Raw genomic sequence first — 21,593 nt, 5'->3', positions numbered from 1 at the left:
TATGTCTAAAATAACAGTTTCTACTCTCATTAAAATGAAAGCAGAACAACAAAAAATAACCGCTTTAACGGCTTATGACGCCAGCTTTGCCAAGCTATTTTATGATAACGGTGTAGACGTTATTTTGGTCGGAGATTCACTTGGAATGGTGCTACAAGGTGGCGATGACACTTTAGCTGTAACCAATCAAGATATTGCCTACCATACCCGCAGTGTACGTGCTGGTAGTCGCGACTTATTTGTTATTGCTGACATGCCATTTATGACCTACTCAAACCCAGAACAAAGCTGTCAAAATGCCGCACAATTGATGCGTGCAGGGGCAAACATGGTTAAGCTTGAAGGCGGTGAATGGCTTCATGACTCTATCAAAGCTTTGACTCAACAGGGCATTCCTGTATGCGGTCACTTAGGTTTAACACCTCAGTCAGTTCATGTATTTGGTGGTTTTAAAATTCAAGGGCGTGGTGACGAACAAGCACAAAAAATGATAAGTGATGCCCAAGCACTCGCTAAAGCAGGCGCACAATTGATAGTGCTCGAATGTATCCCCTCTGCGCTTGCAAAGCGTATAACCGATGCTGTAGATATTCCAACTATCGGTATCGGTGCAGGTAATCAAACCGACGGTCAAATTTTAGTTATGCATGATTTGGTAGGTATTTCAGCAGGCTATATTCCTAAATTTTCGAAAAACTTTTTACTTGAAACAGGTAACATGCCTGATGCCGTTAAAAAATACTGCGCAGATGTTAAAAGCGGCGCCTTTCCGAGCAGCGAGCATGAGTTTAACTAATGCAGTCAATTACTGAGATCAAGTCACTACGAAGCCAAATTAAAGCATGGCGACAAGCAGGGTTAAGTATTGCCCTAGTACCAACAATGGGCAATTTACACCAAGGTCATTTTTCATTAGTTGAAAAAGCAAAGACCATGGCTGATAAAGTGGTTGTTAGTATTTTTGTTAACCCTATGCAGTTTGGAGTTAACGAAGATTTAGATAATTACCCACGTACGCTCAATGCAGATAAACAAGGCTTAGCCGAGCTAGGTACTGATATCGTATTTACACCGAGCGTTAGTGCCATCTACCCTAACGGGTTAGGTGCACAAAGTTTTGTTGATGTACCCGATATCTCAATGGGGTATTGCGGTGGCTCACGACCTGGTCACTTCAAAGGTGTTGCAACTGTGGTGACTAAATTATTTAATTTAGTACAGCCTGACTTTGCTTGCTTTGGCGAAAAAGACTTCCAACAACTGCAAGTAATAAAAACTATGGTACGTGACCTATCAATTCCTGTTGAAGTCATTGGTGTCCCCACCACCCGTGAAGTGTCAGGCCTTGCAATGAGCTCACGCAATGGTTACTTATCTGAATCACAAAAAAATACAGCCACAACACTGTTTAAAACGTTGAATAATTGCGCTGAGCAACTATTAGCTGGTCAACGTGATTTTAGCGCTATTTGTCAGAAAGCTAAAGAATCGCTTACTACAGCAGGGTTAAAACCAGACTATTTTGAAATAGCTCAGCGAGATACCCTAAAAAACGCTACACTTGATGATGACAAACTAGTGATTTTAGCTGCCGTATTTTTAGGCGAAGTAAGGCTAATCGATAATTTACAAGTTGATATTAATAACAATAATCAGGAACAAGTATGAATTTATTATTTAAGTTAGCAAGTGCAGCTGTCATTTTTAGCGTGTTATCAGGCTGTCAAAATCATATTGAAAACCCAGAGATGCAGCAATGTGCTCAGCAAAACTATCAATGTGAAGCCAATTGTGAACAGCAAAGTACTGGCGAAGGCATGGTTCACAAAGTATGCAGCATTAAATGCATCGAAGAGTACAATCAATGTAAAGCGAATGCAGAGGCCCTAGGCGCCGTTCAGTAATATCTTCACTGAGCTTGCTGGTAAGTAGACACCGTAAGCTCATTATCAATTCTATAATCCATCCTTTTAATGCCATAAATTAACCATTATTCATATTAGCGCAAGGTTCACTTTAGTAATATTGACCTATTACAGTAAGTAAACATCATATTATCTGATGTAATTTCTTCCCACTTCTGTACATAAAATACACTTTTTTAATTATGTAATTATCAAACCTATTGAATTAAAAGCTTTTTAATTCAGGTTTGCTTTTTGCACTACTGATTTAGTTAATGGCTAAAGGAAATACCTAATGAAAACGCTAACGCAGCGCGCTTTACATTTACCTATGAAGAGAAATACCTTGGTAGGCATATTACTTAGTGTATGTGCATGCAACGTCATTGCAGCACAAGAACCAGATGTGGCTACGGATGTAGCAACTAAACAAGTAGCAGATATAAAGACAGAAAAAAAACAAACTGATGTTACTGAAACAAACAATAAAACTCAGCCGACACTATTCACTGTCTCGTCTGAAAAACTTTTTGATGTAATTTCTGCACGAGCAAAGCAACTTGCCGCTAATGAGTATATTCCACCGCAAGACATAGCCATAGAAGCCCTGCAAAGCATTAACTACCAAGATTATCGTGCAATTCGTTTTCGCCAAGAACAAGCTATCTGGAAAGACGAAAGCTTATATGAAGTACAATTATTCCACCCAGGTTTTTTATATAAAAACCCCGTTACTATTAATACGGTTAATAGTGATGCTCATGTAAAAAGCGTGCCATTTAAAACTGATTTCTACCGTTATGACGCCACAGCTGCACCTTTAGAGCAAGAAATTACAACTGCGCTTGGTAATACACAACTAGGTCATGCAGGCTTTCGTGTTCACTTTCCTTTAAATAACACACAATATAAAGATGAAGTTGCAGTATTCCAAGGTGCGTCTTATTTTCGCTTAGTGGGCCCCGACCAAGTTTATGGTATTTCTGCACGAGGCTTAGCAATTGATACTGCGCTTAGTTCAGGTGAAGAGTTTCCTGTTTTTAAAGAGTTTTGGTTAGTAAAGCCCAAGCCCGAAGATACCAATATTGTAATTTATGCATTACTAGATAGCCCATCTGTGGCGGGTGCTTATCGCTTTGAGATCAGCCCATCAACTCAAACTGAAATAAATACCCAAATGAAAATCTTTGCGCGCAAAGATATTAAAAAACTAGGAATAGCGCCCCTAACAAGCATGTTTTATCACGGTGAAAACAGCACTAAATTTTTTGATGATTACCGCCCTGAGGTCCATGATTCTGATGGCTTATTAATTCAATCAAATGACAATGAATGGGTCTGGCGAGCACTTAATAACCCAAAACAACTTAGTGTTACAGCGTTCAGCTATACCAACCCTAAAGGATTTGGCTTAGCTCAAAGAGACCGAGAGTTTAACAACTATTTAGATACAGAAGCACATTATCATGCGCGTCCAAGTTTTTGGGTTAAACCTATCGGTCAGTGGGGTAAAGGTCATGTTGAGTTAGTTGAAATTCCAACCGATACAGAAACAAACGATAATATTGTTAGCTATTGGGTGCCAGAAAAACTGCTTAAAGCGGGTGAGTCAATGAGTTTTAATTACTCACTTGAAACCTTTAACTCTACTATCGCAGAGCAGAGCAAAGCCAGCGTATTACGAACTCGCATTGGCAGTGCTGCGTTACCTGGGGAGCAAAACCCTCCACCTAAAAGCCATAGGCAATTTACCGTTGATTTCACAGGCGAAAATATTAACCAGTTGTCAGCTGATCTAATATTACAGGCTAACTTAGAACTATCGAGCGGTACAGTTAGCGACAAAACGGTACAGCAATTACCCAATAATCAAGGATGGCGTGTTGCTTTTAAAATCGCGCCAGAAGGAGATAAGCCAGTTGACATGCGCTTATCATTAAAACTACGCGACAAAGAAATAAGCGAGGTATGGAGCTATGTCTGGTATCCAAATGACATCCAATAAGGCAAGAGCAGCCAGTGCTGCGATGCCATTGAAAAAAACACGAATAGCATTATTTAGCTTTTTATCGCTGTTTATATCTGCATACGGTATGTGGATCATGTTTGATATTTTAAATTCGAACGGCATGACCCCGCTTGAGTATGCATTACTTGGCTTGTTTTCAATTACCTTTGCTTGGATTGTTACCGCATTCTGTAGCGGTTGTATGGGCTTTATTTTACAGCTTTTCAGAATTGATCCTTTAACACTAAAACGCCAAAAGCCAATTAAAATAGATACTCACGCGCTAAGTAAAACCAAAACAGCGGTGGTAATGCCGATCTATAACGAGGATACAGAACGTGTTATAGCTGGTTTTGAAGTGAGTTTACGGTCACTGTTAAAAACAGGTCAGTTTGAGCACTTTGATTTTTATCTGTTAAGTGACACTCAAGATAAAGAAATTGCCCGAAATGAATTAAAAGCATGGCATGACTTAAGCGCTCGTTTAGGGGATACGGCTAAGCAAATATTCTACCGCAACCGTACTGATAACAAACACCGTAAAGTTGGTAACCTTGCCGACTTTTGTGAGCGCTGGGGCAACCAGTATGAGCATATGATTGTACTTGATGCTGATAGCATCATGACGGGTCAATGTATGTTAGAACCTGACAACAAGCATGATTAACAACCCAAATTCAGGGCTGATACAAACAATCCCTATCCCTGTCAGGCAAGAAACTTTTTTGGTCGTTTTTTACAGTTTGCGTCAGTTTTATACAGCCCAATGCTTGCGACTGGTTCTGCATTTTGGCAAACAAATCAAGCTAACTACTGGGGCCACAATGCAATCATTCGAGTTGATGCTTTTATTAACTGCTGTGGCCTACCTGTGCTTGAAGGCAAAGCCCCTTTTGGTGGTGAAATTCTTAGCCATGACTTTGTTGAAGCAGCACTATTAAATCGCGCTGGCTGGGATGTTATTTTATTAAGTGATGTTCAAGGAAGCTATGAAGAAGTACCGAGTAATATTTTAGACTATGCGATTCGCGATAGACGCTGGGTGCAAGGCAATATTCAACATTTAGGCCTACTTCCTTCATCAGGTATTAAGTTAATGAATAAGCTGCACTTTTTACTCGGTGCAACAGCGTATATTTCATCATTAATTTGGTTATCTATGCTAGCACTCAGCACCATTGATGCTGTTACCCGTGCAGTGAATAGTAATGTTTACTTTAATCAGCCATATCAATTATTTCCAACTTGGCAGATAGCTAAAACAGAGTTGATAGATTCATTATTGTTTATCACCATTGTATTATTGCTACTACCAAAGTTAATGGGATTAGTCGTCACGTTAATCCATCGCAATAAAGAGTTTGGTGGTTCTATAAAACTAATATTAGGCTCGCTGATCGAAACTGTGTTCGCGATCATCGTTGCGCCTTTAATGATGGTATTTCATAGTTATTTTGTGATCTGTGTTTTTCTGGGTAAGAAAGTATCTTGGGATGCGCAACCACGCTCTGGCCGCATGGTTCCTTGGAAAGAAGCCATTGGTTATACGTTATTCGCCACCTTAGTTGCTATTGCATGGGGTAGTATTGCTTATTACTACACACCTACTTTTTTTCTGGTGGCTATCGCCAATACTAATTGGTTTAATACTCGCGGCACCTATCGTACGCTATTCTAGTAGCATTGGTTTAGGCGTAAAGCTACGCCGCATGGGAATTTTTATCTGCCCTAGTGAAGCTATTGAAGATGATACTCTAAAAGCTTTACGTGAACACGAGCAGACTATCAGCTTACCGGCGGATAAAGATGCTAAATTTACTAAGCCATTTTTACCGCAGGAATACCCATGTTCAATGCCAATTCAAAGCTTTAATAAACAAGCTAAAACAGGCAGAGTTAAACGTGTGCAACGCCGTATTAAGAAGAAAATACTGGCTAAAAGTTAATTATTTTCATTAATAAAAAAACCGCTCTAAATTGAGCGGTTTTTTATATATAAACTATTTTTTAATTCGTTTAGCTATTAAAGAAGACCTAGCTTTTTAAGTTCTTTCGCTGCTAATTGAGCTGAAAGTGGAACATAACCATCTTTCTCAACAATAGTTTGCCCATCAAGAGACAACACCATTTTTAAGAACTCTGCATCAATTGGCGAAAGCGGTTTGTTAGGGTGTTTATTGATATAAACATATAAAAAGCGAGATAGCGGATATTTACCTTTTGCTACATTATCAATTGTGGCATCAACAAAGTTATCACCTTTCTTTGCCAGCGGCACAGTGCGAACACCAGAAGTGATATAACCAATACCTGAGTAACCAATTGCATTTACAGATGATGAAATTGATTGAACAACAGAAGCTGAACCAGGCTGCTCATTTACGTTGTTACGAAAATCGCCTTTACACAGAGCCATTTTCTTGAAGTAACCATACGTACCTGATACCGAGTTACGTCCATAAAGCTGAATATCTTTAGCAGCCCAATCACCTGTTAAGCCAACATCACTCCAGCGAGTTACTTCAGCAGACGCGCCACATTTACGAGTAGAAGAAAAAATTGCATCTACTTCGTCAATACGTAGGCCTTTAATAGGGTTATCTTTGTGTACAAATACAGCTAATGCATCGATTGCAACACGTACTTCAGTTGGTTTATAACCATAACGTTTTTCAAACGCTTCGATTTCTTTTGATTTCATTTTACGGCTCATAGGGCCGAAATTTGCAGTGCCTTCAGTTAGCGCTGGTGGCGCAGTTGAAGAGCCAGCGGCTTGAATTTGAATATTTACATTTGGGTAAATACGTTTGTACTCTTCAGCCCAAAACGTCATCATATTGGCCAGAGTATCAGAGCCCACTGATGAGAAGTTACCTGAAATCCCGCTGGTCTTTTGATATTCTGGAAGTGCTGAATCTACAGCTAAAGCCTGTGCAGATACCAATGTTGTAACAGCCACACCCATTGCGGCAACTAAACTTTTAAATTTCATAGGGGTTACTCCGATTTGTTCGTCCCATTTCCTAACTGTGCACCACTGTAAAGACACTAAATGACAATTAGATTACTCAAACATTACACTTTTATGACTTTGCACTAAATCTGAACTTTGTGTTCATACTATTTTGTCTTTACCAAAAGAAAATGAAAAACACGAGCCTTCACCTAACTTACTTTTTATTTTTAATTGGCTGTCATGTCGAGTCAGCACATGTTTGGTTATTGCTAACCCCAGCCCTGAGCCACCCGTTGTTCTGCTACGAGCTTTATCAACTCGATAAAAACGCTCTGTTAGACGGTTAATATGCTCAGGGGCTATGCCATCACCATTATCGACGACTGAAAAATGTGCTTGCTTATCTTTAACTTGCCAACTAACAATGATCTTACCGCCAGGTTTAGTGTAATGAATAGCATTAAACACCAAGTTAGAAAAAGCACTTCGCAGTTCTTCTTCCGCGCCTTTGATATCTAAACTGGAGTCAATATCAAATATTAATTCATGTTCTTTATCTTGGTTTAAAGATTGTGCTTCTGTACCGATATAAGTGAGTAGCTGAGGTACATTTACCGCTTTATCCCCCTCTTGGCGTCTAGAGCCTTCAATACGAGAAAGTGACAATAATTGATTAACTAAGCTATCCATACGTTTACATTGCTCAAGCATAGTAGTTTGCGCTTTGTTCCACATTGCAGGTGGCGGCATCATATCGCCATCAAACATTTCTAAATAACCTGTTACGACGGTTAAAGGCGTGCGAAGCTCATGAGATACATTCGCGACAAAGTCTTTACGCATTTGTTCAAGTTGCTTTAATCGAGTCACATCGCGAACAACCACCATCAATTGAGAAGTTGCATAAGGCATAACCCTATACTCCAAGACTTGTCCAATTGTATAACTATTATCTAGCTCTAGTGCCTCATCAAATTTTTCTGCATGCATATATTTAGCAAACTTAGGATCTCGAATTAAGTTATCTAAGCGCTGACCATGATCTGTTGGCCACTGCAAGCCTAGTACTTTTAGTGCTAATTGGTTACACCAAACAATACTTAGATCCCGTTGCAGGACAATCACAGCATCAGGAACAGCTTCGGCACCATCGCGAAAGCGACGGATCAAATCAGCTAATTCATTACGCTTTTTACGATTTCGGTGTTGTAAATGATAGATCCCTTCAAACACTTGCTCCCACGCGCCCTCGCCCTCTGGCGGGTTAAAGCTACGTTGATTAAGCAGCCAATCACTGAGTCTATAAAGTTGATGATAATGCCAAACAAGAAGCGAAAAGGAGCCTAAAAACAAAAGCAAAAATGGCGCGCCAACAAGCACGCCAATCAATAACAAAGGAAGAAAATAGATAAGCAAACGCTTCGCTAACGCCTGCTTATTAACAACTCGGTACATACACTCACTTTACCTTAGAGAAAGTAAATTTAAGCCAATGTAATAATTAGCCTGTCGTTTAAAAAAACTACAATTTACTAGAAAAACGATACCCTGCACCACGCACTGTTTGTACTAAACGGTCATGACCTAGAGGCGCAATAGCTTTGCGTAATCGACGAATATGTACATCGACGGTTCTATCTTCAACATAGACATTCGTTCCCCACACGTTATCAAGCAACTGTTCACGGCTATAAACTCGTTCAGGATGAGTCATAAAGAAATGCAGCAATCTAAACTCAGTAGGCCCCATATCTAATTCGCTCCCCTCAGAGGTTACACGATGAGAAATGGGGTCTAGACGTAAACCATGTACTTCAATAGCTTCTTCTAATGAAGTCGGGGAAACACGACGGATAACGGCTTTAATTCGGGCCATTAATTCTTTTGGTGAAAATGGTTTCGTTACATAATCATCCGCACCTACTTCTAAGCCACGCACTTTATCTTCTTCTTCGCCACGGGCTGTCAGCATAATAATCGGGATCTGGCGTGTGTGCTCGCTCTGCTTGAACTTTTTAGCGATTTGAATACCGCTACCGCCCGGTAACATCCAATCCAATAACACCATATCAGGATACGGCTCAACCATTGCCGCAATAGCAGAATCATAGTCTTCTGCTTCAATTGCTTGAAAACCATTTTGTTCTAATACAAAAACCAACATCTCTCTAATGGGTGCTTCGTCATCGACGACAAGTACTTTACGTGACATTCCAATTTATCTCTTTCGTTATCGAACTAGTTTTCATTATTATGACTAAGTATGACAGTTTTATGAAAGTGTAACGTGTAAAGTAAAAAAGAGGGTGAAAAAAACACAAATTTACCTAATATAGGGTTTTAAAAGTGCATTTCCCCGAGAATTTTTAATAAAAATGCAATATTAAAGACTCGTTAGTTATTTACCAACCTCATTCTAAAAGCTCAGTTATAGTGAATTGCTCATAAAAGTTTAGCTAATATGTTTGGATCAAAATCATACTAAGCTCTTGGCTGAGAGATCACGATCATACTAACCAAACCAGATCCGAGATCATCGTTGTACTAAGTCCCAATTACAACATGTTGATTATTTAATCAAAAACCAATTTAACTGACTATTTTTCATACTAAAGTAAGCTCTACAGCTAAGATCCTTAGTAAAAATCTGATCTGTTACGATCTATAGCTAGTAAAAATCTGATCCTAAGTTTTGTTGTTAATAAAATAATGATCCCGCGAGCACTGAGCTGTTTTAATCACACTTACTGAGAGCAATGCAGAGTAAATCTAATTGCACTAAGTAAAAAACACTATAACTATAAGTGTACAGCTAAAGCGCAGACAAGAAACCCGAAGCAACAAATTAACTGCAGTACTTGGCTATAAAACAATTATTTAACTACCTATGGGTGATTATGACTTCATTAAATGAGTGCTCTATAAATACTAACAACGTTAAAAATTAACCACAAAAAAGCCCTAACCTAGGTTAGGGCTTTACTTTGAACACACAATGAAATTTACAATTTTTAGTTATTAGTTACTGCGTACAGAAACAAACTCAGGGTAAGCATCGATGCCACAATCGTGTTGATCCATACCGTTTAGTTCTTCTTCTTCTGTTACACGGATACCCATCGTTTTTTGTAGAATTACCCATACAATCAATGAAGCGATAAATACAAAGGCTAAGATACATACTAAGCCGATAACCTGATTCACAAAGCTCGCATCAGCATTTGATACTGGTACTAAGATAATACCTAATGCACCACATACGCCGTGTACAGAAATAGCACCTACAGGGTCATCTATTTTAACTTTATCGAGTGCTACGATGCTAAACACAACCAGTGAACCGCCAAGAATACCTAATAAACATGCCATAAGAGGTGATGGAGATAGCGGATCAGCAGTGATAACAACTAAGCCAGCAAGCGCACCGTTTAGTACCATGGTTAAATCTGCTTTACCCCACAATACTTTACATACGAATAATGCTGCAATTGCGCCCGTTGCGGCAGCAGCGTTTGTATTTAATAAAATTTGACCTACTGCTGTAGCATTTTCAGCATCAGAAATTAACAGTTGAGAACCACCGTTAAAACCAAACCAACCCATCCATAGAATAAATGTACCGAGTGTAGCAAGAGGTAGGTTAGAACCAGGAATTGGGTAAATTTCACCATTTTTACCGTATTTACCTTTACGAGCACCTAACATTAATACACCAGCAAGTGCAGCAGCAGCACCAGTACCATGAACGATGGCAGAGCCTGCAAAATCAACAAAGCCCATTTCAGATAAGAAACCACCACCCCAAGTCCAATAGCCTTCAATTGGGTAGATAAAACCTGTTAATACGATAGCAAAAGCAAGGAATGCCCATAACTTCATACGTTCAGCAACAGCACCTGAAACAATCGACATAGCTGTTGCAACAAAAACAACTTGGAAGAAAAATCTGACTCTAATGAGTGGTCAGCATCCGCCGCTTGGCTACCTATTAAAGCACCTAACGATGGCACTAAGCCGCCCTCAGTGTTGTCTACATACATAATGTTGTAGCCAACCAGTAAAAACATCGTACACGCTATTGCATATAGTGCGACGTTTTTAGTTAGAATTTCAGTGGTATTTTTTGAACGAACTAAGCCCGCTTCGAGCATGGCAAAACCTGCTGCCATCCACATAACTAAAATACCTGAGATTAAAAAATAAAATGTATCTAATGAAAACTTCAGTTCTACAATTGTGTTTTCCATAATGTGCCCCCTTAAATTGCTTCATCATCTAATTCGCCCGTACGAATACGAACAATTTGATCTAAGTCGTAAACGAAAATCTTACCGTCACCAATTTTGCCTGTTGATGCAATTTTAGTAATGGTTTCGACAACCCGTTCACAGTTCTCAGTACGAGTAGCAATTTCGAGTTTTATTTTAGGAATAAAATCGACTTGGTATTCTGCACCACGATACAGCTCAGTATGTCCACGCTGACGACCAAACCCTTTGACGTCAACAACTGTCATTCCCTCAATGCCTAAATCAGCCAGTGCTTCACGCACATCATCTAGTTTGAATGGCTTTATTATTGCACTAATCATTTTCATAGTGGCCCCTTCGGACGCTTATTGTTATCCTGTTTCCTTAGATAATCCAACCTTTGTGCCACTATTTAAAATAATTTAAAAACAATAAGTTAAAACCTAAAGTTAAAATAAAGAAACAAAAAACGCACCATTTAGGTGCGTTTTTTCTACAAACTAACTGAGCTGGTGCAAATTTTAGCTCTGTTTTACCACACAGTCTCGTTCTTGTGCTTTTGCTTTGTATAATGCCTTATCTGCAATACGCATGGCATTAGTAAGCGTCACGTTTTGGAAAGTGGTGAGTCCGACACTCACTGTTATAGTGAAAGGCTGACCATTAATTACAAAATCATAAGCTGAGATACGGGCTCTAAATGCATCCATTAACAAGTAAGCTTGATCTAAACTTAGATCTGTTAAAACAATTGCAAACTCCTCACCGCCAACACGCGACACCGTATAGTCTTTAAATGAACTGCGCAGTAAAGATGCAACTTGCTTAAGAGCTTGATCACCTGCTTCATGACCAAATTTATCATTAATCACTTTAAAAAAAATCGATGTCTAAAAGTGCTAAGCTATTTTGTCGCGAAGTTTCTTTTAATAACTTTTCAGCAAACTGATAAAAATAGCGACGATTATATAAACCCGTTAAATCATCTCTATACGCACTCTCTTTAATATCAGCAATAAGCGATAGCTGCTCCATTGTTTGTAGAATACGACAATGAAACTCTTCATTCATAAAAGGTTTCGTTAAAAAGTCATTAGCACCGTATTTTATAAACCGTGCAGACAACCCATGTTTGCCAGCACCAGATAAGCCAATGATAACCAAGTCATCCCTGCCCCTAAAATTACGGACAGCTTTTACTAACTCAAAGCCATCCATCGTTGGCATAGCGTAATCGGTCATTAATAGCTTAATCTCGGGATCAGCTTTAAGCATTTTTAATGCTTGCTCACCATCGGTGGCATCTTGCACATCAAATAGTTGTTTTTCGAGCATTTGTTTCATTAATGAACGGCTAAGCAATGAGTCATCAGCAATTAGTGCCTTACAGCCCTGATTGCGAAGTAGTTGTGCGACCAATTTAACGGCATAATGGTATGAATCACGATTATCTTTAATAACATAATCAACCACACCTAACTCAAGCATTTGTTGGCGCTGATATTCATCAATTTTCGAGGTAAGTACTACAGTTGGTACATTTTGCTCTAAAGTGTATTTTACGACCTCACCATTAGGCGCATCTGGTAGCGTTAAATCAACGAGTGCAAGCGTATACTCATACTTGGCTACAAATTCTTTAGCCTCAGCTAATGACCATGCAAAATCAACTGCGACATTTAAATAATGAGCAGATAAATGGCGCAAAACTTGTTGTACTACTTTACTATCTTCAACGACTAAAACTCTTTGCATAAATCTTCTCAAACTCAAATAACACAACTAAACTTTACTACATAACAGCCAAAGGCTGATAATTAGCTTAATCATCCAAATATACTTTATTGCGCACATAATCAAAATCAAATAATAGTAATTCCACCAAAAAAACATAGCTTATTTATTTATAACTAGGATTAACTTCTACCTCTTACCGAGTAATACCTGCACCTAGTCTCATTAACTTTGTTATTTTGAGTGAAATTATCTTTAATGGATAAAATATTAAAAAAGGATCCCGCATGAAACTTATTAGTATCATTAGCCTCTCATTAGCTTCACTTACTTTAACTGCTTCACAAGTTAGCTTTGCCAATGAAAACCAACGTCGTATTGACGTAGATAGCACCGTAGTTACTGAGCACAAAGCTCGGATTAACGGTGAACGCTTTTCTTATACCGCAACCACGGGTACTCAGCCGGTGTGGGATGATAAAGGTGATGCTGTCGCAACGCTGCAATATACGTATTATGAACGTGACAAAGTTGACGACAGAACGAAACGTCCATTACTCATTTCATTCAATGGTGGGCCAGGTTCAGCATCTGTATGGATGCATTTAGCCTATACTGGACCACGGGTGTTAAAAATTGATGACGAAGGCTACCCGATTCAGCCATATGGCGTAAAAGACAACCCATATTCAGTACTTGATGTCGCTGATATCGTGTATGTAAACCCAGTGAATACCGGTTATTCACGCGTTTTAGAAAACGAAAAAGGTGAGTTACCAAGTAAAGACGCACAACAAAAAATGTTTTTTGGTGTTAATGCCGACATTAAGTATTTAGCTGAATGGTTAAATACGTTTGTAAATCGCACAGAGCGCTGGCGCTCACCTAAGTTTTTAATTGGTGAAAGTTATGGTACTACCCGTGTTTCAGGCCTTGCCCATGAACTACAAAACCGTCAGTGGATGTACATTAACGGTGTTGTGCTTGTATCGCCTACCGATATCGGCATTAAACGTGACGGTCCTGTAAAAGCAGCAAACCGCCTGCCTTATTTTGCAGCTACGGCTTGGTATCACAAAGCACTAAGCCCTGCCCTACAAGCTAAAGATTTAGATGAATTACTTCCAGAAGTCGAAGATTTCACAATAAATAAGTTGATCCCCGCCATTGCAAAAGGCGGTTTTATTGGCGATGAAGAAAAACGCGCTATCATAAAGCAAATGGCACTTTACGCTGGTGTGTCTGAAAAGTTTGTTGCACAAAATAACTTAGACATTCCAACTAACTTTTTCTGGAAAGAGTTATTACGTGAGCGCGGCCAAACTTTAGGGCGCTTAGATTCTCGCTATTTAGGCATGGATAAACGCGATGCAGGTGAATCTCCTGATTACTGGGCAGAGCTAACCTCATGGTTACATTCATTTACGCCAGCTATTAATCATTACTTACGTAATGAACTCAATTATAAAACCGATGTTAAATACAACTTATTTGGCAACGTGCACCCTTGGGATCGTAGTAAAAACAATACCGGCGAAAATTTACGTTTAGCTATGGCACAAAACCCGTACCTAAACGTACTCGTACAAGCAGGTTATTATGACGGCGCAACTAATTACTTTGATGCTAAATATACCATGTGGCAACTAGACCCAAGCAGTAAAATGCGCGACCGTTTAAGCTTTAAAGGCTACCGTAGTGGTCATATGATGTATCTTCGTCACGCTGACTTGGAAAGTTCGAACAATGACTTACGCGAGTTCATGTTAAATGCACTGCCTAAAGAAGGTGAATCAGCTAAGTATTAATTGCTGATATTTAGACTATATTTACTCAGCCCGTTTACACGGGCTGTTCTTTGTTTATACTCAAACCATTGATTTAACATTTTTGGAAAACAAAGATGTCAGAAAACTATCGCGTAATATTTGCAGGACTCGCACAAGGCATTCAACCTGATGATGCACAAGCAAAGCTTGCAGCAAAGTTAAAAGCGCCTCACAGCAAAATAGCTGCATTTTTTGAAAACAAACCGCTGTTTGCCCCCTGCGCAAAAGAAAAAGCTTTAAAACAAGCTAAATTACTTGCAACTGTTGGCATCAAAAGTAAATTACAACCTCTTACACAGCCACAATCAAACACTCAAAGTGATGAAGCATCTCAGCAACGTGATGAGCGTATTTTTAATGCTCTCGACTACATTACTAGTAGTTTAATACGCATTGAAGAAAAACTGGATGATTTAGAACAACGAATATCCGCAACCACAGAGCAACCAGTAGAGCCTGAAAGTGATGAATGGCAAACGGATGATCTACTCCTTGATGAAGATCTCAACACGCCGATTAAAAAACGCAGCAATACGTTACTTTATTCTCTCATTGCAATGGTCTTAATATTACTTGTCGTGCTGGGGTTATCATTCGCTTTTCCTGATTTATTCACTTTTTTAGACACATAACAACTAAACAAAATAATAAACATGAACAATAAACGAGCGCAAATACGCCAAGAAATTCGAAAAAAACGTAATTCTTTATCAAAAATCGAACAAAAAATTGCTGCCAAACAGCTAAAAGTGAATTTTATTCAATACCTAAGAACAACAAAAAGCGCTAAAAACTCACATATTGGCATTTATTTTAGCAATGACGCAGAACTCGACACATCATTGTTAATTAAAGAACTTTGGTCTAAAGACCACACATTATACCTACCTGTAATTCACCCATTTAATGGCACTACATTATACTTTCAACGCTATGAAGAAAATTCACCCATGAGGCCAAATCGCTATGGTATCTTGGAGCCTAAGTTAAATTGTAGTCAGATATGCCCTTTACAGGACTTAGATTACTTATTAATGCCTTTAGTTGCATTTGATAGTAACGGTAATCGATTAGGTATGGGTGGTGGTTTTTATGATAAAACCTTGGCGCGTTACCACAACGAAAACTGGCAAAAACCTCAACTCATTGGTTTGGCACATCAATGCCAACACGTTGAAAGTTTACCTGTTGAATCGTGGGATGTTCCATTAAATTTAATCATTACCCCACAGAAAACCTACCATTGGTAAGCAATAAATTTGTATACTAAAGGTAAGTAACTCCACCTATTGAGCAAATACCATGACACAAGATGAACTAAAAAAAGCGGCAGCGTGGGCAGCCCTAGAATTTGTAGAAGAAAATACCATTGTAGGCGTTGGCACGGGCTCTACCGTTAACCACTTTATTGATGCTTTAGGTTCAATAAAAGACACCATAACAGGTGCGGTTTCAAGCTCTGATGCATCAACCGAAAAACTCAAAGCACTGGGTATTGAAGTATTTGAGTTAAATGATGTAGCAAGTTTAGATGTTTACGTAGATGGCGCAGATGAAATTAACGCCAAAAACGAAATGATTAAAGGCGGTGGCGCAGCACTGACTCGTGAGAAAATTGTTGCCGCCGTTGCCAAGCAGTTTGTGTGTATTGTAGATGACACAAAACTGGTTGATACATTGGGCCAATTTCCACTTCCCGTTGAAGTTATCCCAATGGCACGTAGCTATGTAGCGCGTGAATTATTAAAGCTTGGCGGCGACCCTGTGTACCGTCAAGGGGTTATTACTGATAATGGCAACGTCATTTTAGACGTTCATAATTTAGCTATTAATAACGCCAAACAATTAGAGCTGACAATTAATCAAATTGTCGGTGTAGTCACCAACGGCTTATTTGCCGAACGTGGCGCTGATAAAGTAATCATAGGCACCAAAAATGGGCCGCAAATAAAATAGGAATGAGGATTATGAGTAAGGTATCGTTAGCAAAAGACAAAATTAAAATTCTCTTGCTTGAAGGTGTACACCAAAGTGCAGTTGAAACACTAAAGCGTAATGGATACAGCAACATTGATTACGTAAAAACATCGTTACCTGAGGACGAACTGCTCGAGCGCATTAAAGACGTGCACTTTGTAGGTCTTCGTTCTCGTACTCATATTACTGAAGCTGTACTTGAAGCTGCTGAAAAGCTAGTGGCAATTGGTTGCTTTTGTATCGGTACCAACCAAGTTCATTTAGATGCAGCACGCCAACGCGGTATTGCAGTATTTAACGCGCCGTTTTCTAATACTCGTTCAGTTGCAGAGCTTGTACTTGGCGAGATTTTACTCTTGTTCCGCGGTATTCCAGAGCGTAATGCTATCGCTCATCGCGGCGGCTGGTTAAAAACAGCCAATGGTTCATTTGAAGCTCGTGGTAAAACACTCGGTATTATTGGTTACGGCCACATTGGTACACAACTTAGCATCATGGCAGAAAACATCGGCATGAACGTTGAGTTTTACGATATTGAAGACAAGCTAACCCTGGGTAATGCAACACAAGTCCATAATTTAACTCAGTTGTTGCAACGCGCCGATGTGATTAGTTTACACGTACCAGAAACACCGCAAACTAAAAACTTAATCGGTAGTGCTGAAATCTCAGTAATGAAACAAGGTGCAATCTTGATCAATGCATCTCGCGGCACTGTGGTTGATATAGATGCGCTTGCAGAAGCACTTCGTGATAAAAAGTTAAGTGGCGCTGCCATTGATGTATTCCCTGTCGAGCCAAAATCAAACGATGACGAATTTGTATCACCACTGCGTGAATTCGACAACGTAATTTTAACACCGCACATTGGTGGCTCAACACAAGAAGCACAAGAAAACATTGGTATTGAAGTCGCGGGGAAATTGGCTAAATACTCAGATAATGGCTCAACGATTACCGCTGTTAACTTCCCTGAAGTATCATTGCCAGAACTTGCTAATCGCAGCCGTTTATTACACGTACACCACAACCGCCCTGGTGTACTAACGCAAATTAACCAAGCATTTGCACAGCACGGTATTAATATCGCCGCACAGTACTTACAAACCGACGAAGCCATTGGTTATGTAGTAATCGACGTAGACACTGATCAGTCAGAAGTTGCATTGAAAGAGCTCAGTGCGGTTGAAGGTACTATCAGAGCACGTATTTTGCACTAGGTTGCTAGGTGCTAGGTGCTAGGTGCTAGGTGCTAGGTGCTAGCACAAAATAAAAGCCGTGCTTGTTAAGTCAAGCACGGCCTTTATTTTGAAGTGAGATAAATGTTACTTTGCAAAGAACAGTGTGGCTCTCTGCTCAATTAAAGCCTTTAATCGCTGTGCCTCTGCGCCCCCTGTAAAGTTTGAAAAACCTGGCTGCGATGAGAGCGCAATAAGAAGTTACTGCGTAACGCACCCTATTTAAATTTGCGGTCAGCTGCATTGACAGGCGAAGTCAACGTATTTGCTGATTGGATTAGAGTTGATTTTGAATTGACCGTCACTTTATTAAAACGGTCAAAAAATACTTGTGCCTATTGGCAGAGTTAAGGCTCATATGTGTTAGCAGCGTAATACTACTGGTAATTATTTGTTTGATTTTTTGGCAGAAGCCCAGAAAGCAACTGACATAGCAACACCAATACTAATACCCAAAGTGACACTGTTTAATGCAACGCCGAGACTTGCTCCCATAGCAACGCCCATTGCAATACCAAAAAGCATAGGTCTCTTTGCTTTGCTAGATTTATTCCATTTACTCATAGTTATTCCTGAACCTGCTAATGAGTCTGTAGATTAACTCATTTTTAATTTATTTTTATTGATGCATAAACCATAGCCGAGTTGCTATTTTGATTCAATCGATAACTGACTTTCACGTAAAATATAAAAAGCGTATTTTCTGTTGTTTTAGTTAATGTTTTGGCGGGTGTTTGATTGGCTTATTTTAGGAGATAAGCGCAGCCTAATTCTTAATGTATCGTGTTTTATGTAGCTAATTAGCCCTCAAGTTAATCCTCATTTACTTCTCATTCCCTTCTCTTTGAGCAAAAAATTTAGTGAATTATTCACAAAGAGGCGCTGCGCTTTAGAGTAATACAGGTTTTAGACCCAAAAGTATTCGCGTTCCTGTGTTTTTCCTAGTACCTAGCGCCTAAAACCTAGCTCCTCAAACAAGCAAAAAAAGCGCGAGCTATACTCGCGCTTTAAAATAATCAAAACCTGAATTTTGTCTCAAACTACAACTATTTGAGCTATTCCCCTTTCGCTTCGAGGTTTATAAACTCAGCTAGATCGTTTGGTTGACCCATTAAAGTAAATATCTGCTGGTTAATTTCGTCCATGGTTTGCCCCTCAGGTAGGCTCGCCGAGACAGTTAATGAATCTAAACCTTGAGTGAAGTTTTTAATAGCTGCAGCAAGCTCGTCGCTCACTGGGGCTTGCTGTATTTGTACATCAACCATTTGCTGCATTTGTTCAAGGGTCATACCTTGCTTTTCAAGCACTTGTTCAACAAGCGCTTTAAATTCACCTTGGTTGTTTAAGTTTATTTTAATTGTTCGAGGTTCAAGTTCAGCAAGTGCTTGCATCATCAAAGTTTGTTGCTGTAACTGTTGCTCTAATGTTAACTGTTGAGAACCGCTTGCTTGCTGTAATTTACTTACCGCTAATGACGCTTCCATTAGCGCTGTTGATTTGGCTAGGCCTAAGTCTAAATTAAAGGCAATAATGTCATTGGCATTAATGTTTAAAGCAATATCACTGTCGCCCGAATCAGCATCGTAATTCATTAAGGTGTGTAAGTCATAACTCGCACTTGCTAACTGATTATTAGCGTCAGCAGGTAATTGAGCAATAAAATCATCACTGAATTTAAAACCATTAACAGCCACCTCTGTGCGCGGGGCTATTTTTTCTGCATCATAACCGGCTACCAAGATACTATTAATCTTTGCAATTACTTTTTCATCAAAGCCTGTGATACTAATATTTGAAAGTTCTACACTTTTTGAGAACACGCTAGCTGATAAATCTTCATAAGTAACTGCTGAACCTGTTTGTTGGCTCAACATGTCTAGTTGGCGATCAACTTCCACTTTGACTTCTTGAGTAAGCGCGTGATTAGCATAACTAACACCGCCGATAGCAATAATCACAACACCTGCAATAATGGCCAATTTTTTCATTCTATTTCCTTATTCAAATCTTTGTATTTTTTGTCTTGGCTCAAGGGTAACATTGTTGAACATTGCCAGTTAAGCGCTTTTACTGATCATTATTTAATTAATCAGACTAAGTAGTTCATGCACGGTTTTAACCGGAGTAATTTTAGCACCTAGTCCTTCCATTGATTTATGGTAATTACGAAACGGAATAAATATCTCAGTAAAACCATGCTGTGCGGCTTCTTTCACTCGCGGTACTCCACTGTCAATAGGACGTACATCGCCGTTTAAACTCAATTCTCCCATAATACAAGTAGTACGTGGCACGACAAATTCATTAAGACTACTAAGCAAAGCGGCTACTAATGCTAAATCAATACAGGTTTCAGTTTCATCGATCCTGAGGCCTCCGACAATATTAAAAAATGTATCGTGGAAAATTTTAGTTTTAGTGTGCTTTCGTAAAATACCAGTCAACATTTTAATACGATTCATATTTAAGCCAACGCAGACACGTTGTGGAAATTCAGCTTCTGTTTCGGTGGTTAGACATTGAATTTCGAGCAATAAGTTACGGTTACCTTTGCGAATACATGTAATGGCTGAACCCGGTGAGTCAGTGCTAGAGCCGGATAAAAATATTTCACTGGGGTTATCAACACTGAGCATTCCGCGTTCACACATTCTAAAAATGCCCACAGTGTCAATATCACCAAAGCGATTTTTATTAGCGCGCAAGGTGCGTATTTGCCCGTCATTGGTATCTATGTGCAGTAGCGCATCAACAATGTGTACTAAGGTTTGCGGCCCTGCTATTTCATTATTTTTGTTTACATGGGCAATAATGAACATAGTGACGTCATTTTGCTTACAGTATTGTGTAAGCGCTTGCGCGGCACTTTTAACTTGTGATGGGGAACCAGGGCTACCATTGGCTGTATCAGTTACAACGGCTTGAATTGAATCAATAACAGCAAACTTTATTTTATTGCTTTCAAGCTCTTCAATAATGGTTTCAACACTGGTTTCTGATAATAAGTACAGCTCGTCGGGGTTGTAATCTAGCTTTAAGCGGTTTACTCGATTTTTAAACTGCGATAATGACTCTTCTGCCGTACAGTATAGTGATGGCATACGCTGAGACATTCTCGCGACTAAATCAGATAGTAATGTTGTTTTACCAGCTCCAGGGTCACCAGAAATTATATTAACCGACCCAGTTGTTACACCACCGCTTAAAACACGATCAAGCTCACCAATACCTGTAAGTTGTTTTTCAGCTTCCGTGGTAGCAACGTCGTTTATTTTTTTAGAGCCACCACCGATACCGCCGGCATAACCACCGACACTAGCACGTGAAGAAGCTTTTTTGTTTTGCCCTGCAGATGGCTTAAACTCAACCAATGTATTCCATGCACCGCAGCGGCATTGTCCTTGCCAACGCTGATAGTTCATGCCACATTCGCTACATACAAATTCTACTTTTGCCGCTTTCGCCATTTAAACCTTACCTATTTTCTCTAAATTAGTTTTGCTGTTATTTAAACTATTATTTTGCATTCAGCGCTTTTACATAGCAACATAACTTGCCAATCAGTTAAAGCAGCGCCACAATCTAAGTATCACGCTCCTATTTCCTACAAGGCACACTTTTTGCTTTATTTTTACTTTAGATATGGTTTAAAGTGATGAGCCATTTATTTGGCAAATTATAATAATAAAAACTAAAA

The 21,593-nt window shown here is 39.3% G+C and carries 16 protein-coding genes and 3 pseudogenes; 10 read left to right on the top strand and 9 right to left on the bottom strand.

Features of this window, described 5'->3' with window-relative positions; translation table 11 throughout:
- Position 1: 1 nt before the first annotated feature.
- From panB to mdoH, 5 genes and pseudogenes are all read left to right on the top strand, one after another.
- Positions 2–796, top strand: a complete 795-nt coding sequence (gene panB, locus ACU8V8_RS02400; RefSeq protein ID WP_446888721.1) for a 3-methyl-2-oxobutanoate hydroxymethyltransferase — start codon at positions 2–4, stop codon at positions 794–796.
- The gene (panC, locus tag ACU8V8_RS02395; protein ID WP_446888720.1) at positions 796–1,668 is read left to right on the top strand and encodes a pantoate--beta-alanine ligase; all 873 of its coding nucleotides are present in this window, start codon (positions 796–798) and stop codon (positions 1,666–1,668) included. Before panB ends, panC begins: the two co-directional genes overlap by 1 nt.
- Entirely contained in the window at positions 1,665–1,904 is a 240-nt protein-coding gene (locus tag ACU8V8_RS02390; RefSeq protein ID WP_446888719.1) for a hypothetical protein, read from the top strand. The genes panC and ACU8V8_RS02390 overlap by 4 nt, the downstream gene beginning before the upstream one ends.
- 295 nt (positions 1,905–2,199) lie before the next feature.
- Positions 2,200–3,909: a glucan biosynthesis protein gene (locus ACU8V8_RS02385; protein WP_446888718.1), complete on the top strand. Its 1,710-nt coding sequence runs from the start codon at positions 2,200–2,202 to the stop codon at positions 3,907–3,909.
- A 22-nt stretch (positions 3,910–3,931) separates the two neighbouring features.
- A pseudogene (gene mdoH, locus ACU8V8_RS02380) lies at positions 3,932–5,858 on the top strand (glucans biosynthesis glucosyltransferase MdoH).
- A 77-nt stretch (positions 5,859–5,935) separates the two neighbouring features.
- On the opposite strand, the gene ACU8V8_RS02375 reads toward mdoH, so the two are convergent.
- The 6 genes and pseudogenes from ACU8V8_RS02375 to ACU8V8_RS02350 form a co-directional block, all read right to left on the bottom strand.
- Positions 5,936–6,904, bottom strand: a complete 969-nt coding sequence (locus ACU8V8_RS02375; RefSeq protein WP_087532841.1) for a PstS family phosphate ABC transporter substrate-binding protein — start codon at positions 6,902–6,904, stop codon at positions 5,936–5,938.
- Between the two features lie 123 nt (positions 6,905–7,027).
- On the bottom strand, positions 7,028–8,323 hold the full coding sequence (phoR, locus tag ACU8V8_RS02370) for a phosphate regulon sensor histidine kinase PhoR (RefSeq protein ID WP_446888717.1): 1,296 nt from the start codon (positions 8,321–8,323) through the stop codon (positions 7,028–7,030).
- Between the two features lie 67 nt (positions 8,324–8,390).
- A complete protein-coding gene (gene phoB / locus ACU8V8_RS02365) occupies positions 8,391–9,080 on the bottom strand; it encodes a phosphate regulon transcriptional regulator PhoB (protein WP_087532839.1) in 690 nt (229 codons plus the stop codon).
- 806 nt (positions 9,081–9,886) lie between these two features.
- Positions 9,887–11,115: pseudogene (locus ACU8V8_RS02360) on the bottom strand (ammonium transporter).
- A gap of 11 nt (positions 11,116–11,126) precedes the next feature.
- Complete coding sequence (locus ACU8V8_RS02355; RefSeq protein ID WP_087532837.1) at positions 11,127–11,465, bottom strand: P-II family nitrogen regulator; 339 nt, start codon at positions 11,463–11,465, stop codon at positions 11,127–11,129.
- Positions 11,466–11,639: 174 nt separating this feature from the next.
- A pseudogene (locus ACU8V8_RS02350) lies at positions 11,640–12,873 on the bottom strand (GGDEF domain-containing response regulator).
- 266 nt (positions 12,874–13,139) lie between these two features.
- On the opposite strand from ACU8V8_RS02350, the gene ACU8V8_RS02345 reads away from it, so the two are divergent.
- The 5 genes from ACU8V8_RS02345 to serA all read left to right on the top strand — a co-directional run bounded on the left by ACU8V8_RS02345 (position 13,140) and on the right by serA (position 17,878).
- Complete coding sequence (locus ACU8V8_RS02345) at positions 13,140–14,660, top strand: S10 family peptidase (protein WP_087532835.1); 1,521 nt, start codon at positions 13,140–13,142, stop codon at positions 14,658–14,660.
- A gap of 95 nt (positions 14,661–14,755) precedes the next feature.
- The gene (locus ACU8V8_RS02340; RefSeq protein WP_087532834.1) at positions 14,756–15,313 is read left to right on the top strand and encodes a hypothetical protein; all 558 of its coding nucleotides are present in this window, start codon (positions 14,756–14,758) and stop codon (positions 15,311–15,313) included.
- 21 nt (positions 15,314–15,334) lie between these two features.
- Entirely contained in the window at positions 15,335–15,931 is a 597-nt protein-coding gene (locus tag ACU8V8_RS02335) for a 5-formyltetrahydrofolate cyclo-ligase (protein ID WP_446888716.1), read from the top strand.
- A 52-nt stretch (positions 15,932–15,983) separates the two neighbouring features.
- Positions 15,984–16,637, top strand: a complete 654-nt coding sequence (gene rpiA / locus ACU8V8_RS02330) for a ribose-5-phosphate isomerase RpiA (RefSeq protein ID WP_446888715.1) — start codon at positions 15,984–15,986, stop codon at positions 16,635–16,637.
- 11 nt (positions 16,638–16,648) lie between these two features.
- Positions 16,649–17,878 (top strand): phosphoglycerate dehydrogenase, encoded by a 1,230-nt coding sequence (serA, locus tag ACU8V8_RS02325; RefSeq protein ID WP_290209244.1) that lies wholly within the window; start codon positions 16,649–16,651, stop codon positions 17,876–17,878.
- A 405-nt stretch (positions 17,879–18,283) separates the two neighbouring features.
- Here serA and ACU8V8_RS02320 read toward each other — a convergent pair whose 3' ends face one another.
- The 3 genes from ACU8V8_RS02320 to radA form a co-directional block, all read right to left on the bottom strand.
- Positions 18,284–18,460: a hypothetical protein gene (locus tag ACU8V8_RS02320; protein WP_446888714.1), complete on the bottom strand. Its 177-nt coding sequence runs from the start codon at positions 18,458–18,460 to the stop codon at positions 18,284–18,286.
- A 491-nt stretch (positions 18,461–18,951) separates the two neighbouring features.
- Entirely contained in the window at positions 18,952–19,884 is a 933-nt protein-coding gene (locus tag ACU8V8_RS02315; protein WP_446888713.1) for a hypothetical protein, read from the bottom strand.
- A 93-nt stretch (positions 19,885–19,977) separates the two neighbouring features.
- Positions 19,978–21,363 carry a DNA repair protein RadA gene (gene radA, locus ACU8V8_RS02310; protein WP_446888712.1) on the bottom strand — a complete coding sequence of 462 codons (1,386 nt, stop codon included), beginning with the start codon at positions 21,361–21,363 and terminating at the stop codon, positions 19,978–19,980.
- Between the last annotated feature and the right edge of the window lie 230 nt (positions 21,364–21,593).

Source organism: Pseudoalteromonas sp. SaAl2 (genome assembly GCF_052947895.1).
The sequence above is the reverse complement of the archived record's forward strand: the minus strand, read 5'-3'. Positions and strand labels throughout refer to the sequence as shown.

What these genes read in the sequence shown, in the direction of transcription:
- panB (WP_446888721.1), top strand. Translation starts at nt 2, where the DNA reads ATGTCTAAAATAACAGTTTCTACTCTCATTAAAATGAAAGCAGAACAA.
- panC (WP_446888720.1), top strand. Translation starts at nt 796, where the DNA reads ATGCAGTCAATTACTGAGATCAAGTCACTACGAAGCCAAATTAAAGCA.
- ACU8V8_RS02390 (WP_446888719.1), top strand. Translation starts at nt 1,665, where the DNA reads ATGAATTTATTATTTAAGTTAGCAAGTGCAGCTGTCATTTTTAGCGTG.
- ACU8V8_RS02385 (WP_446888718.1), top strand. Translation starts at nt 2,200, where the DNA reads ATGAAAACGCTAACGCAGCGCGCTTTACATTTACCTATGAAGAGAAAT.
- ACU8V8_RS02375 (WP_087532841.1), bottom strand. Translation starts at nt 6,904, where the DNA reads ATGAAATTTAAAAGTTTAGTTGCCGCAATGGGTGTGGCTGTTACAACA.
- phoR (WP_446888717.1), bottom strand. Translation starts at nt 8,323, where the DNA reads ATGTACCGAGTTGTTAATAAGCAGGCGTTAGCGAAGCGTTTGCTTATC.
- phoB (WP_087532839.1), bottom strand. Translation starts at nt 9,080, where the DNA reads ATGTCACGTAAAGTACTTGTCGTCGATGACGAAGCACCCATTAGAGAG.
- ACU8V8_RS02355 (WP_087532837.1), bottom strand. Translation starts at nt 11,465, where the DNA reads ATGAAAATGATTAGTGCAATAATAAAGCCATTCAAACTAGATGATGTG.
- ACU8V8_RS02345 (WP_087532835.1), top strand. Translation starts at nt 13,140, where the DNA reads ATGAAACTTATTAGTATCATTAGCCTCTCATTAGCTTCACTTACTTTA.
- ACU8V8_RS02340 (WP_087532834.1), top strand. Translation starts at nt 14,756, where the DNA reads ATGTCAGAAAACTATCGCGTAATATTTGCAGGACTCGCACAAGGCATT.
- ACU8V8_RS02335 (WP_446888716.1), top strand. Translation starts at nt 15,335, where the DNA reads ATGAACAATAAACGAGCGCAAATACGCCAAGAAATTCGAAAAAAACGT.
- rpiA (WP_446888715.1), top strand. Translation starts at nt 15,984, where the DNA reads ATGACACAAGATGAACTAAAAAAAGCGGCAGCGTGGGCAGCCCTAGAA.
- serA (WP_290209244.1), top strand. Translation starts at nt 16,649, where the DNA reads ATGAGTAAGGTATCGTTAGCAAAAGACAAAATTAAAATTCTCTTGCTT.
- ACU8V8_RS02320 (WP_446888714.1), bottom strand. Translation starts at nt 18,460, where the DNA reads ATGAGTAAATGGAATAAATCTAGCAAAGCAAAGAGACCTATGCTTTTT.
- ACU8V8_RS02315 (WP_446888713.1), bottom strand. Translation starts at nt 19,884, where the DNA reads ATGAAAAAATTGGCCATTATTGCAGGTGTTGTGATTATTGCTATCGGC.
- radA (WP_446888712.1), bottom strand. Translation starts at nt 21,363, where the DNA reads ATGGCGAAAGCGGCAAAAGTAGAATTTGTATGTAGCGAATGTGGCATG.